At 39.1% G+C, this 13,190-nt stretch carries 14 protein-coding genes; 10 read left to right on the top strand and 4 right to left on the bottom strand.

The annotated features are described in order from the left end of the window. Window positions 1–19: 19 nt before the first annotated feature. Window positions 20–538, top strand: a complete 519-nt coding sequence (locus tag FLJC2902T_RS12465; RefSeq protein WP_023580153.1) for a DUF6452 family protein — start codon at window positions 20–22, stop codon at window positions 536–538. Beyond that, entirely contained in the window at window positions 510–1,220 is a 711-nt protein-coding gene (locus FLJC2902T_RS12460; protein ID WP_035678618.1) for a DUF6048 family protein, read from the top strand. The genes FLJC2902T_RS12465 and FLJC2902T_RS12460 overlap by 29 nt, the downstream gene beginning before the upstream one ends. A 100-nt stretch (window positions 1,221–1,320) precedes the next feature. Here the strand turns inward: FLJC2902T_RS12460 and FLJC2902T_RS12455 are convergent, their stop codons facing one another. Both FLJC2902T_RS12455 and FLJC2902T_RS12450 read right to left on the bottom strand, forming a co-directional pair. Then, complete coding sequence (locus tag FLJC2902T_RS12455; protein ID WP_023580151.1) at window positions 1,321–1,557, bottom strand: hypothetical protein; 237 nt, start codon at window positions 1,555–1,557, stop codon at window positions 1,321–1,323. A gap of 108 nt (window positions 1,558–1,665) precedes the next feature. Then, on the bottom strand, window positions 1,666–2,841 hold the full coding sequence (locus tag FLJC2902T_RS12450) for a THUMP domain-containing class I SAM-dependent RNA methyltransferase (protein ID WP_023580150.1): 1,176 nt from the start codon (window positions 2,839–2,841) through the stop codon (window positions 1,666–1,668). Window positions 2,842–2,970: 129 nt separating this feature from the next. On the opposite strand from FLJC2902T_RS12450, the gene FLJC2902T_RS12445 reads away from it, so the two are divergent. The 8 genes from FLJC2902T_RS12445 to FLJC2902T_RS12410 all read left to right on the top strand — a co-directional run bounded on the left by FLJC2902T_RS12445 (window position 2,971) and on the right by FLJC2902T_RS12410 (window position 8,046). Continuing rightward, window positions 2,971–3,714 carry a class I SAM-dependent methyltransferase gene (locus tag FLJC2902T_RS12445; protein ID WP_023580149.1) on the top strand — a complete coding sequence of 248 codons (744 nt, stop codon included), beginning with the start codon at window positions 2,971–2,973 and terminating at the stop codon, window positions 3,712–3,714. Window position 3,715: 1 nt separating this feature from the next. After that, window positions 3,716–4,411 (top strand): ZIP family metal transporter, encoded by a 696-nt coding sequence (locus tag FLJC2902T_RS12440; RefSeq protein ID WP_023580148.1) that lies wholly within the window; start codon window positions 3,716–3,718, stop codon window positions 4,409–4,411. A 286-nt stretch (window positions 4,412–4,697) separates the two neighbouring features. After that, window positions 4,698–5,510 carry an N-acetylmuramic acid 6-phosphate etherase gene (gene murQ / locus FLJC2902T_RS12435; RefSeq protein ID WP_023580147.1) on the top strand — a complete coding sequence of 271 codons (813 nt, stop codon included), beginning with the start codon at window positions 4,698–4,700 and terminating at the stop codon, window positions 5,508–5,510. A 12-nt stretch (window positions 5,511–5,522) separates the two neighbouring features. Continuing rightward, window positions 5,523–5,999: a hypothetical protein gene (locus FLJC2902T_RS12430; protein ID WP_023580146.1), complete on the top strand. Its 477-nt coding sequence runs from the start codon at window positions 5,523–5,525 to the stop codon at window positions 5,997–5,999. Window positions 6,000–6,030: 31 nt separating this feature from the next. Further along, entirely contained in the window at window positions 6,031–6,489 is a 459-nt protein-coding gene (locus FLJC2902T_RS12425) for a hypothetical protein (protein ID WP_023580145.1), read from the top strand. A gap of 2 nt (window positions 6,490–6,491) precedes the next feature. Next, the gene (locus tag FLJC2902T_RS12420) at window positions 6,492–6,719 is read left to right on the top strand and encodes a DUF6095 family protein (protein WP_023580144.1); all 228 of its coding nucleotides are present in this window, start codon (window positions 6,492–6,494) and stop codon (window positions 6,717–6,719) included. 148 nt (window positions 6,720–6,867) lie between these two features. After that, window positions 6,868–7,239 (top strand): hypothetical protein, encoded by a 372-nt coding sequence (locus FLJC2902T_RS12415; protein ID WP_023580143.1) that lies wholly within the window; start codon window positions 6,868–6,870, stop codon window positions 7,237–7,239. 36 nt (window positions 7,240–7,275) lie between these two features. Continuing rightward, window positions 7,276–8,046: a TerC family protein gene (locus FLJC2902T_RS12410; RefSeq protein ID WP_023580141.1), complete on the top strand. Its 771-nt coding sequence runs from the start codon at window positions 7,276–7,278 to the stop codon at window positions 8,044–8,046. 493 nt (window positions 8,047–8,539) lie between these two features. On the opposite strand, the gene FLJC2902T_RS12405 is transcribed toward FLJC2902T_RS12410, so the two are convergent. Together FLJC2902T_RS12405 and FLJC2902T_RS12400 are read right to left on the bottom strand one after the other, a co-directional pair. Then, a complete protein-coding gene (locus FLJC2902T_RS12405) occupies window positions 8,540–11,245 on the bottom strand; it encodes a DNA gyrase/topoisomerase IV subunit A (RefSeq protein WP_023580140.1) in 2,706 nt (901 codons plus the stop codon). Window positions 11,246–11,292: 47 nt separating this feature from the next. Beyond that, window positions 11,293–13,149, bottom strand: a complete 1,857-nt coding sequence (locus FLJC2902T_RS12400; RefSeq protein ID WP_023580139.1) for a DNA topoisomerase IV subunit B — start codon at window positions 13,147–13,149, stop codon at window positions 11,293–11,295. Between the last annotated feature and the right edge of the window lie 41 nt (window positions 13,150–13,190).

Raw genomic sequence — 13,190 nt, 5'->3', positions numbered from 1 at the left:
TTTCAGAATTCAGAAATACATGAAAAAATTAAAAATATTCGCCTTAACCGTTTTAATCGCCAATTCCTTTTGGAGTTGCGAGAAAGATGACATTTGCGCCGAAGGAACACCTACAACACCCAGTGTAGTGATTGAATTTTATGATGCGGCCAATCCCGAAAATTTAAAAAATGTTACTAACCTGAAGATTCTTTCTCCCGGCTATGCCGAAATGGAAAATAAAAACGGTGTAAGTAAGATCAAAATTCCGTTGAAAACAAACGAAGATATTACAACATTTCAGTTTATTCTAAACGGTTATGACAATGATCTGACCAATGACAATACTGATGAACTCACATTTAATTATGCAAGGGAAGACATCTATGTTTCAAGAGCCTGTGGTTATAAAACTGTATTTCAGCTCAACGAAAACAATCCGGTTGTAACAGACGGCACCAATGCAGACGGCCTTTGGATATCAACCACCACACCAATCGAAGTATTACAATCCAATATTCAATACGATAATGAAACACACATTAAAATCTATTTTTAGCATAGCTTTGATGTTGGTTTCAGTAACAACATTATCAGCACAGGAAAAAGCAAAAGATACGTTAACTCAAGGAAGAACGGAACGCTACGGCATCAGGGTCGGTTTGGATTTGCACCGATTGGCAAAAAACATCTACGATAAGGATTATACCGGTTTTGAAGTTGTCGGCGATTATCGTTTAACCAAGAAAGTCTACATTGCGACTGAGTTTGGAAATGAAGAAAAGACCGTTGATGAAGATCAGTTGAATTTCACCACCAACGGAACGTATCTTAAGCTAGGTTTTGATTACAATACCTATACCAACTGGCTGGATATGGAAAACATGATTTATGTGGGAATGCGTTACGGCGGAAGCACCTTTTCTCAGACGCTGAACAACTATTCTATCTACAATACTAATCCGTATTTTGGCGAAACCACGAAAGATTCCGGACAAAAAACTGACGGGCTGAACGCCAGTTGGCTTGAAGTGGTAACCGGTATCAAAGCGGAATTAGTCAACAACTTATATTTAGGCTTTTCATTTCGTCTGAATTACATGGTACACGAAACGAGACCGGATAACTTTGACAACCTGTATATTCCGGGTTTCAACAGAACCTATGAAGGAGGAAATTTCGGTGTTGGATTTAATTATACGCTGAGTTATTTTATTCCTCTTTATAAGAGCACGAAGTAGCTTTTAGAAAAAAGTAAATAGACTATAGAAAATAGATATTTACAAAAAATCCCAAATTCCAATGATTCAGAATTTGGGATTTTTGATTTTAAATAAGATTTTATTTAATCTCCTTCACTCCTTTAGTAAACAACCATTTCATAAATAGTTTCTCACCTTCACCAGTTTTTATCGCCTGAAATTTTGGCGCTAATAAAGTGGCTACTACAAAAGCTGTCAATGGCAAAAAAACACCCGTAAGATTCGTAAACTCAGGCAGAACGAGAAAACGGATAACGGTAAACAATACAGCAAAGCCTAAAAAATTAAATACGATTGATTTGGTTTTTAAAGTCATATTTCGAGTTATGAATTATAAATTATGAGTTATAAGTTGGAATACTGAGACTGAGACTGAGACTGAGACTGAGACTGAGACTGAGACTGAGACTGAGACTGAGACTACCTAATCCTCTCTATCTCCAAGATTCTGAAACTTAGTTCGTTTACTGCCTTCATACATTTCGTATTTCACCAAACGTGCTTCCAGTTTTCCGTTGAAAAGTTTAATTTTTCTCGATGGTTTTAAACCTACAAATTTCAATGCTTCCAAATTGGCTGTGATAAACCACGCGTTTGTTCCCGGATAGCTTTGTTTCAATGTATCACCTATTTCTCTGTAAAAACGTTCCATTTCGATATCCAATCGTTCCCCGTAAGGCGGGTTGAAAACCATGTGCAACGGTCCGCGTGTTTCCTTTTCAGTATCAAAGAAATTACGTTCCGAGATTTTTACGTATTCGTCTAAATTTGCATTTTTGATATTGTCTTTCGCTTTCATCACGGCAGACGGCGCCTTGTCATACCCAGTAATTGTATAATGAAACTCTTTTACTTTTTTCATCAGCGAGTTCATAATTTGGTCAAACAATTCGTTATCCCAATCACTCCAACGTTCGAAAGCAAATTCTTTTCGGTTGATGTTTGCCGGAATGTTACAGGCAATCATCGCCGCTTCGGCTAAAATGGTTCCCGAACCACACATCGGATCAATAAAATCACCTTGTCCGTCCCAACCCGAAAGCAACAACATTCCTGCCGCCAACACTTCGTTTATCGGTGCAATATTAGTAGCCGTTTTATATCCTCTATGGTGCAATGAATCCCCGGAACTGTCCAAAGAAACCGAACATTGATCACGGTCAATATGAATGTTAATACGTAAATCAGGGAAATCTTTATCAATACTCGGACGTTTTCCGAATTTATCGCGGAACTGATCCACAATCGCATCTTTCGTTTTCAACGCCACGAATTGCGAATGGTTAAAATGTTCCGAATGCAACGTAACATCCACCACAAAAGCCTGATGCGCATTTAAATACTGCGACCAGTCAATACCCTGAATACCTTTGTACAAACTCGCTTCGTTAAACGCTCGGAACTGATAAATCGGTTTCAGGATTTTTAAAGCCGTACGCAATGCTAAATTCGCTTTGTACATAAATCCTTTGTCGCCTACAAAACTCACCATTCGGGTTCCCATTTCAACATTTTGTGCCCCCAATTGCTGCAACTCTTTTGCTAATATTTCTTCGAAGCCAAAAAAGGTTTTGGCAATCATTTTAAAATTTTGTTCCATTCTTAAATATCAATATCAATACAATCTTTTTTTTCTATCTTCTATGCTCTATTTTCCGACTTCATGTTGATTGCATCGGCAAAAATACGTTAAATTTGCAAGATTAATTATCCTCCAACAGAAGAATACATGTCAGACATACAAAATAAATCGACGGAAAACTGGTTTGCCTCCTGGTTCGACACTCCTTACTACCATATTTTATACAAAGAACGGGATGAAGCCGAAGCGCAGCATTTCATGGACAACCTTACACATTACCTGAACCTTCCGGAAGATGCCAAAATTCTAGATTTAGCCTGTGGCAAAGGACGTCATTCAATGTATTTAAATACGTTAGGATTTGATGTAACCGGTGCCGATTTATCCGAAAACAGTATCGCGGAAGCTTCTGTGGCAGCCAACGAAAAACTGCATTTCAAAGTTCACGATATGCGTTTGCCGTTTGAAGAAAAATTTGATGCCGTTTTCAATTTGTTCACGAGTTTTGGATATTTTGAAAGCGATGATGATAATTCAACCACATTAAAAGCAATTCACGACAGTTTATCCGAATATGGTTTTGCAGTAATCGACTTTATGAATGTGAATTATGTCATCAATAATCTGGTTCCCGAAGAAGTTAAAACCGTGGAAGGTATCGATTTCCACATCAAACGTTACGTAAAAGACAATCATATATTCAAGGAAATCGATTTTGATGCCGACGGACAACATTTTCATTTCACTGAAAAAGTAAAAGCCTTAACTTTAAACGATTTTGAACAGATGATGGAAGAAGCCGGAATTTATCTCCTGGATGTTTTTGGCGATTACAAACTGCGCAAATTCTATAAAAACGATTCGGAACGTCTGATAATGATTTTCAAATAATATGATCTACCTACTGCCATTACTTTCGGTTATTTTTGGTTATGTGATAGCTACATTTTTCCGTCCGAAAAGCAAAAAAAACCTCAGGATTTTATTAGCCTTCAGTGGTTCGTTTTTGTTGGCTTTAACGGTTTCACATTTACTGCCCACGGTTTATGAATCTGCGCAACATGCGGTATCGGATGGTCATGTTCACGGCAACATCGGTTTCTTCATCATGTTCGGAATCGTGTTTCAGATTATACTTGAATATTTCTCGCAAGGCGCGGAACACGGGCATGTACACGGTCACGATACCATGTACCACATTCCTTGGTCATTATTTATCAGTTTGTGTCTGCACGCGTTACTCGAAGGAATGCCGGTGAGCCATCATAACGATTTGGCTTGGGGAATTGCGATTCACCACTTCCCTATCGCTATTATTCTGACCACATTTTTCAGTGCATCTCATTTAAACAAATCATCGATTTTAGTTTTCATGCTCGCCTTTGCAGCCATGACACCGTTGGGAACAATTGTTTCGGAAAAAGCGCCATTCATCACTCATTATTACGCTGAAATAACGGCATTTGTGATTGGAATCCTGTTTCATATATCATCAACGATTATTTTTGAAACCAGCGAAGGACATAAATTCAACCTGGCAAAACTTTCGGCTATTATACTCGGAATCGTGTTGGCCTATTTCATGTAGATTTGGGCGTGACCACAAGGGTCGGGCTTCCCGATAGCTATCGGGACGTTGCAATCTTTTTTGTTAGAACGTTCGGCTAAAAAATACGTTTCTTCTAAACAAAAAAGGATTTCCACTACAAACGCAGTTCACTGAACACATATGAAAAATTAAAACAAAGTGAAGTAATCCCTCACGCAGTCTGTATTTTCAGCAATAGTTCAATTCTAAAAATTCAGAATAGTAATTCAACACAAAACTTTGTACCTTAGCAACTCAGTGCCTTAGCAACTCAGAAACTTAAAAAATGTCATTTACAAAAACCACAGAACAATCCTCGAAATACGAACATTTGGAAAAAATGTCCGTTAACGATTTACTGACCAATATAAATAACGAAGACAAAACTGTTCCGCTCGCAGTAGAAAAAGCGTTACCCCAAATTGAAACTTTGGTTTCCAAAATTGTGGAACAGATGAAAAAAGGCGGGCGACTATTCTATATCGGAGCCGGAACTTCAGGACGGTTAGGAATTGTAGATGCTTCCGAATGCCCTCCAACTTTCGGGGTTCCTTTTGATTTGGTGATCGGAATCATTGCCGGCGGAGATACTGCCATCCGAAAAGCTGTGGAATTTGCTGAAGACAACAAAGAGCAAGCCTGGAAAGATTTATCCGAATGGAACATCAACGAGGATGATGTCGTTATCGGAATTGCCGCTTCAGGAACTACACCTTATGTAATTGGCGGACTGGAAAAATGCAATGAAAACAATATCACAACGGGTTGCATCACCTGTAATGCGGGAAGTCCGTTATCCCAAACCGCTAAACTTCCAATCGAAGTGGTTGTCGGACCCGAATTCGTAACCGGAAGCAGCCGTATGAAAGCCGGAACTGCTCAAAAATTGGTTCTGAACATGATTTCCACCACAACTATGATTCAACTCGGACGTGTAAAAGGCAATAAAATGGTCGACATGCAATTGAGCAATGTAAAATTAATAGACCGCGGTGTTCGCATGATAATGAGTGAAATACCAGTTTCCTATGACGAAGCAAAATCATTATTGGAAACACACGGAAGCGTTAGAAAAGCCGTTGATAACTTTAAAAAATAATCGCCAAATCAAATGAAATTCAAAATTATAGTATCTTTATTTTTATTAGCATCATTATCAGCCTATTCACAAGAATTGAAGTACAAATCCGGAGGAAGGATTTTTGATTCGAACGATAAAAAAATGTCACCCACTGAAGTTAGGGAATTATTAGCAAAACAACCCGGAATGCTTCAGTTTTATAATAAAGGGAGATCGAAGAAAGCATTAGGAAATACAATGCTGTATGGTGGGATGGCATTATTAGCAACCGACTTCCTTCTGGCTGCTTCAAAAGAAAGCGAATATCCAACGATGATGTCGATTCTAGGAGCCGCATCAATGATATTATCCATACCGGTTAAAGCCGGCTATACCAAAAAAATTAAAACGGTTGTAAAAGATTATAATGCGGAACTGTCAAATAAAGATAAAGACTCCGGTTTCAATTTCGAATCGATGTCTGTAGTTTCAAACAAAAACGGGGTCGGTTTAAGATTGACATTTTAAAAAAGGGACTAACAATCAAATCTGAAATACCATGAAAAAAACACTTACTTTATTTTGTCTGTTTTTACTAACAGCAGTTTCTGCCCAACAAATCACAATGGAGAAAGGAAAATTTTTCAAGAACGGAGAACAGATTTCAAGTTGGGAAACCAAACAACTGATGATAACCAACCCGGAAGCTTATAAACATTTCAAATCGGCGAAAACCAAAGAAGGTTTCGGTGGCTTTTTATTAGGCTTAGGAATTGGATTAACCATTGGTGATATCGTAAAAGGAGCCGTTTCCGATACCGACTACCCGTCCGGATTCACTTACGTTGGTGCAAGTTGTATTGTGGCCTCGATTCCGGTTCTGTCCGGCAGAAAGAAAAAACTTGAAACGGCGCTTGAAATTTATAACAAAGGATTGCAACCAACCGCAAACACAATAGATTTTGACCTGAATATCCTGGCCAATGCCAACGGATATGGTCTTCAAATTACATTTTAATCATGGCAACAAACAAAACCTTATTAGTAAAAGGAATCCGATATCTAGCCTTTTCTTTACCACTGATGTTTATCGGTCCCTCCATCATTCACAGTTCTTTTAAAAATCAGGGGCATCCGTTTTATATTCCGATTCTAGGACTTGGAGTCATCTTTTGCATCGGATCGATGTTCTTAATGTTCAGAGGAATTCAAACCATGATAAAAGGCTTATTTGACGGAGATGAATGAAATCCTGAAAATAACAAATTAATCAAATCAGACAAAATTCACATTTATTTAAAAACGTGCAATTTAGCCACAGATTTTCCGATTAAAACGATTCAAAAATCTGAAAATCCGTGGTAAATATTTTTTCGGAAAAACCATAAAACGATAAATGAAAAAACTTTTTATACTGCCAATCATCATTCTAATGGCTTCCTGCTACAATCAGGAGCGCAACTGCAAAGATTACAAAACCGGAAAATTCGAATTCGTTCAGGAAATTAACGGTGAAGAAAAAAAATCGGTTTTTATACGAACCGAAAATCTTCAGATAGAAACCTTCAACGGAAAAACAGATACCGCTTCCGTGCGTTGGGTGAACGACTGCGAATTCGTGCTTCAAAAATTACATCCTAAAAACATGCAGGAGAAAAAATCCATCGGAATGAAAATCCTGACTACCAGCGACAAAGGTTATACTTTCGAATATGCTTTTGTAGGCGATGCAAAAAAACAACGCGGCACTGTAACAAAAATCGATTAACATACGTTTAACAGCCATATAATTTAAAACTTAAAAATGGAAGTATTCTTAAACCCCGATGCTTGGGTAGCATTATTAACCCTAACTTTTCTTGAAATCGTTTTAGGTATTGACAACATCATCTTCATCTCTATCGTTACCGGAAAATTACCGGAGGAACAAAGAAAAAAAGCAACACGGATAGGTCTGTTTTTAGCCATGTTCATGCGAATCGGACTCCTGATGGGGATTACGTATTTAATCGCCATGAAAGAGCCATGGTTCAGTATTAACTGGGGATGGTTTAGTGCTAATTTCACCGGACAGGCGCTAATATTATTGGCAGGGGGTATCTTCCTTATTTATAAGAGTACTAAAGAAATCCATGAAAAAGTGGATCATAAAGGCGAAGAAGAAAAAGAGTTGAAAACCTCTGCTGCAAAATCTTTCAGCAGTGTAATCATCCAGATTTTACTAATTGACCTTATTTTCTCTGTAGACAGTATCCTGACAGCCGTGGGTATGACCAATGGTCTTGAAGGTGCATTATATATCATGGTAACTGCGGTTATCATCTCGGTTGGTGTGATGATGTTGTTTGCAGTTCCTGTGGGTAACTTCGTAAATAAGAACCCTTCCATTCAGATATTAGGTTTAGCTTTCCTGATTCTTATCGGATTTATGCTGATGACCGAAAGTATGCATTTATCCAATGCCTCACTGGTAGGGCAACACGTTGGTGCGGTTCCGAAAGGATACCTGTATTTTGCCATTGCCTTTTCACTGGGGGTGGAGTTTCTTAATATGAAAATGAGAAAGAAAAAATAACGCAATACCAAAATTACGGACAAGAAACATGAAAATGCTGATGTTACTGACTAAGAGCGAATGGCTTGGGACTAATCAGTAAACCATATTCCTGCTTTCCGTTATATCTTTATAAAAAAATCCCGCTAAGGCGGGATTTTTTTATAAAGGATGCCACTGCAATCAGGGCTGTAAAGGTATCCTCTTTTGTACCTGATGGATCGCTTCAGATTTTTGTCATTTTTATAAAGGAAGAATCTCACCGTATTTATCTTACCTTATAAAAGCTTTTTTCTCTGTCAGTAATGCAAAAAAAAATATCATCCGCGTTAATCAGTAAATTTCAGCCACTTTAATAATAGTAGTCTTTACTAAAAAAGCTATAACGGTGATGCTATAGCTTTTTGATCTTTTATTATAATTATTATTAAAGTTAAGAAACCTTGCGAACCTTGCGAAACCTTAGCGTGTTTTGCGGTTAAATCATCTCAATCCTACTTTCGGATAAATCAAATTATTCCAACGTCAACGTAATCTGACCATCATCATCCAATTCAATGTTATAGTCGGTTAACTCCGCATCCTGGTTTACTTCCAGTTCCTCCGGAACAACTTCAACAGGTTCTTCATACGGTAAGGATTCCAGTAAATTTACCTGCTTCAGTTTATCGGTTGTCAATTGATTTCCTAACGCTTTTATTCCTTTCACAGCAATAAACTGTTCCATATCAATCGTTTGGTTTTCTTTCTGAACACCTTTACTCTTAGCAAAAATAATTTCCGCGACAGGTCGCCAATCCGTGGAAACGTTTTCCAACTGTGACTTTTCATGTTCCGAAATAAATATTTCTTCTTTGTTTTCGTTTTCAATAAGGAAACGTTTGATATAGTAACGTTCCTTTTCACCATCGTAATAAATAGCTGAAATCGGTTTCTTCGGATGCCATTTTTCGAGGATAATCATGTCTTCGTCGAAATGCGTGGTCAGTTCCGGTATAATCGTTTTCAGTTTACCCGACTGGTTGATAATCAGCAAGCGGTCGTTCGGACGGAATTCGCCCAACAACTCCCCTCTTCCGTCTACATTCAGCCTTTGAACCGTATCGTCAAACCAAATCTTACGAGGCCTTAAAGTGGAAATTCCTTTTTCTTTCAGTTCGATTTTCTTAATCGGATATTTCGAAACCGTATTTCCTTTGGAAGCACGCCCTTTAATGGCGATATCCGCGAAATCGATGTCCCACTTCAATTTTTTCACGCTACCCACCTGACGCAGTAAAACGGTAACCACCTCGGCTTCCCCATTCGGGTTGTGTGAGAAGTACAGCACCTGTGAACCCGGTTTTTCCTGCGTTAAATCATAGGCCTTATCACGTGTAACTCCCGAAACGTTGAAACGTTTTATAAATGACGAACCCGATTTTCCGTCGCGGTAAATCATGTTGTAAATCGTACGCTTGTCGTTTTTATCGAAAACCGCTACGTGAATAATGTCTTTCCCTACGAATTTCTTATCATCCACTTTGGAAATCATCATTTTTCCGTCGCGCAGGAATACGATTACATCATCAATATCCGAACAATCCGCTACATATTCGTCTTTTTTCAGTCCGGTTCCGATAAAACCTTCTTCACGGTTCACATACAATTTCGTGTTACGCAAAACCACTTTTGTAGCTTCAATATTATCAAAACTGCGTAATTCCGTTTGACGTTCGCGTCCTTTTCCGTATTTCTCTTTCAGTTTTGAAAAATAATCAACTGCAAAATCAATCAGGTGCTCCAGATTGTATTTTACTTTTTCCATTTCCTCTTCCAGTTTGGCGATGTGCTCATCGGCCTTATCGGAGTCAAAACGGGTAATACGGATCATTGGAATTTGCGTTAATTTCTGCAAATCTTCGTCGACGATGTCACGTACCAATATTTTTCGGAACGATTCAAAACGCTTGTACATGTATTCAAATAATCCTTCCTTATCCGAATACAATTTGAAATCGATGTACATTTCCTCACGAATGAATATTTTTTCCAAAGTCGAAAAATGCCACTTGCTTTCTAATTCCTCCAGATGAATTTCCAATTCGCGTTTTAACAACTGAACTGTTCTGTTGGTAGATATTTTCAGCATGGCAGAAACACCTATAAACAACGGTTTGTGATTCTCAATTACACATCCTAACGGCGCAATGGAAGTTTCACAAGCGGTAAACGCATAAAGCGCATCGATGGTTTTATCCGGAGAAACGCCGGGCGGAAGATGAATTAAAATCTCAACCTCTGCAGCCGTATTATCTTCAATTTTTTTGACTTTTATTTTCCCTTTTTCATTCGCTTTCAGAATACTGTCAATCAACGAAGACGTATTGGTTGAAAACGGAATCTGGGTAATCACTAAAGTTTGTTTGTCCAACTGTCCGATTTTTGCACGTACACGTACACGTCCACCACGTAAACCGTCGTTGTAATTAGAAACGTCTGCAATTCCCGCAGTCGGGAAATCAGGGAAAAGCGTGAAAGGTTTTCCTTTTAATATTTTAATGGAAGCGTCAATCAGCTCATTAAAGTTGTGCGGTAAAATTTTAGTCGATAAACCTACGGCAATACCTTCTCCACCCTGCGCAAGCAACAATGGGAACTTTACCGGTAAATTGATCGGTTCCGCACGACGGCCATCATAGGAAACACCCCATTCGGTAATTTTTGGCGAATACAAAACATCGTGTCCGAACTTACTGATTCTAGCCTCAATGTAACGGGAAGCCGCAGCACCGTCACCGGTTAAGATATTCCCCCAGTTTCCCTGACAATCGATTAACAGATCTTTCTGTCCTATTTGCACCATGGCATCTCCGATACTCGCATCACCGTGAGGGTGATATTGCATCGTGTGTCCGACCACGTTCGCCACCTTATTGTAACGACCGTCGTCCAATTCTTTCATGGAGTGCATGATACGGCGCTGTACCGGTTTGAATCCATCTTCAATAGCTGGTACGGCACGCTCCAGGATTACGTAGGAAGCATAATCCAGAAACCAGTCCTTGTACATTCCGGTTACTTTGGTAATCGTGTCTTCGGAGTTGTTTTCTTCGTGGTCGTAGAAATGATTCCCTCCCGAGACTTTTATGTCATCGAAACCTTCATTGATTGCTTCGCCGGACGTTTCGTTGGAATCGTCTTCGTTTTCGGGTATGATATTTTCTTCGTCTTCGTTCATAGTTTACAGTTAACGGTTTTCGGTTAACGGTTTATTTAAATATTGCTTTAAGCCTCTTCCACCACATCCAATTCCACCTTCAGGTTATTGATAATAAATTCCTGACGGTCCGGCGTGTTTTTACCCATATAGAATTCCAATAAGGTTTCTATGGATGTTGCTTTGTCCAACATAACAGGATCAAGTCGGATGCTTTCTCCAATGAAATGTTTGAACTCATCGGGCGAAATCTCTCCTAATCCCTTGAATCGGGTGATTTCCGGTTTTGGTTTTAGTTTTTCAATGGCATTTTTACGTTCGTCTTCGCTGTAACAGTAAATCGTTTCTTTTCGGTTACGTACACGGAATAAAGGCGTCTGCAGGATATACAAATGCCCTTCTTTAATTAATTCCGGGAAAAACTGCAGGAAAAACGTGATTAACAACAAACGGATGTGCATTCCGTCGACATCGGCATCGGTTGCGATTACGATATTGTTGTAACGCAGGTCTTCCATGCTTTCCTCTATGTTCAAGGCTGCCTGAAGTAGGTTAAATTCCTCATTTTCATACACAATCTTCTTCGTCATCCCATAAGAATTCAAAGGCTTACCACGTAAACTGAAAACCGCCTGTGTATTCACATCACGCGATTTAGTAATCGAACCGGATGCGGAATCTCCCTCGGTAATGAAAAGCGTACTTTCCAGACTTCGCGGGTTTTTGGCATCGGTTAAATGAACTCGGCAATCTCTTAATTTCTTATTGTGCAAACTGGCTTTCTTCGCACGGTCTTTGGCTAACTTACGGATACCGGAAAGTTCTTTACGCTCTCTTTCGGCCTGTAAAATTTTACGTAATAACGCATCAGCCACTTCCGGATTTTTATGAAGGAAGTTGTCTAATTTGGTTTTGATGAAATCGTTTACGAACGTTCGGACTGAAGGCGAATTCGGTCCCATATCCGTAGATCCTAATTTCGTTTTGGTCTGTGATTCGAAAACTGGTTCTTCCACCTTAACCGAAATCGCCGAAACTATCGACTTACGAATATCGGAAGCCTCGAAAGGTTTATTATAAAATTCTTTAATCGTACGAACAATCGCCTCACGGAAAGCACCCAAATGCGTTCCTCCCTGAGTCGTGTTCTGTCCGTTTACGAAGGAATAATATTCTTCGGAATACTGTGTTTTACTGTGTGTTAAGGCCACTTCGATATCATCACCCAAAAGATGAATGATCGGATAAACCATGTCCTCTTCTGAAATGGTTTCTTCCAATAAATCTTTAAGTCCGTTATCGGAATAGTATTTTTCACCGTTGTAGATTATCGTTAAGCCCGTATTCAGGTAACAATAATTTTTGAGCATCTTAACGATGTACTCGTTTCGGTATTTGTAGTTTTTGAAAATCGCTTCATCGGCTACGAAAGTTACCTTGGTTCCTTTACGTTTAGTAGTTTCAACTACGTCTTCTTCCAACGTTAAATTTCCTGCTGAGAATTCTGCCGCTTTTTGTTGGTTATCACGTACGGATTCCACTCGGAAATAATTGGACAAGGCGTTCACCGCTTTGGTTCCGACCCCGTTCAGACCGACCGATTTCTTAAATGCTTTAGAATCGTACTTACCGCCCGTATTCATTTTGGAAACCACATCGACAACTTTTCCTAACGGAATACCACGACCGTAATCACGAACGGAAACGGTTTTGTCTTTCACGGTCACTTCAATGGTTTTACCGGCGCCCATTACAAACTCGTCGATACAGTTATCAAGCACCTCTTTCAGAAGGATATAAATACCGTCATCAGGGGAAGAACCATCGCCTAGTTTTCCGATGTACATTCCGGGACGCATACGAATATGCTCTTTCCAGTCGAGGGAACGGATATTGTCTTCGGTGTACTGATTTTGCTCTAGCATAAGGAAATTTTGGATTTTGTGCAATATAGCATATATCTCCA

The organism is Flavobacterium limnosediminis JC2902, from assembly GCF_000498535.1.
GTDB classification, from domain to species: domain Bacteria; phylum Bacteroidota; class Bacteroidia; order Flavobacteriales; family Flavobacteriaceae; genus Flavobacterium; species Flavobacterium limnosediminis.
Note: the sequence above shows the minus strand (reverse complement) of the source record. Positions and strands in the feature narration are given on the sequence as shown.

Excerpts from the sequence above, each read along its gene's own strand:
- FLJC2902T_RS12465 (WP_023580153.1), top strand. The coding sequence starts at position 20 with ATGAAAAAATTAAAAATATTCGCCTTAACCGTTTTAATCGCCAATTCC.
- FLJC2902T_RS12460 (WP_035678618.1), top strand. The coding sequence starts at position 510 with ATGAAACACACATTAAAATCTATTTTTAGCATAGCTTTGATGTTGGTT.
- FLJC2902T_RS12455 (WP_023580151.1), bottom strand. The coding sequence starts at position 1,557 with ATGACTTTAAAAACCAAATCAATCGTATTTAATTTTTTAGGCTTTGCT.
- FLJC2902T_RS12450 (WP_023580150.1), bottom strand. The coding sequence starts at position 2,841 with ATGGAACAAAATTTTAAAATGATTGCCAAAACCTTTTTTGGCTTCGAA.
- FLJC2902T_RS12445 (WP_023580149.1), top strand. The coding sequence starts at position 2,971 with ATGTCAGACATACAAAATAAATCGACGGAAAACTGGTTTGCCTCCTGG.
- FLJC2902T_RS12440 (WP_023580148.1), top strand. The coding sequence starts at position 3,716 with ATGATCTACCTACTGCCATTACTTTCGGTTATTTTTGGTTATGTGATA.
- murQ (WP_023580147.1), top strand. The coding sequence starts at position 4,698 with ATGTCATTTACAAAAACCACAGAACAATCCTCGAAATACGAACATTTG.
- FLJC2902T_RS12430 (WP_023580146.1), top strand. The coding sequence starts at position 5,523 with ATGAAATTCAAAATTATAGTATCTTTATTTTTATTAGCATCATTATCA.
- FLJC2902T_RS12425 (WP_023580145.1), top strand. The coding sequence starts at position 6,031 with ATGAAAAAAACACTTACTTTATTTTGTCTGTTTTTACTAACAGCAGTT.
- FLJC2902T_RS12420 (WP_023580144.1), top strand. The coding sequence starts at position 6,492 with ATGGCAACAAACAAAACCTTATTAGTAAAAGGAATCCGATATCTAGCC.
- FLJC2902T_RS12415 (WP_023580143.1), top strand. The coding sequence starts at position 6,868 with ATGAAAAAACTTTTTATACTGCCAATCATCATTCTAATGGCTTCCTGC.
- FLJC2902T_RS12410 (WP_023580141.1), top strand. The coding sequence starts at position 7,276 with ATGGAAGTATTCTTAAACCCCGATGCTTGGGTAGCATTATTAACCCTA.
- FLJC2902T_RS12405 (WP_023580140.1), bottom strand. The coding sequence starts at position 11,245 with ATGAACGAAGACGAAGAAAATATCATACCCGAAAACGAAGACGATTCC.
- FLJC2902T_RS12400 (WP_023580139.1), bottom strand. The coding sequence starts at position 13,149 with ATGCTAGAGCAAAATCAGTACACCGAAGACAATATCCGTTCCCTCGAC.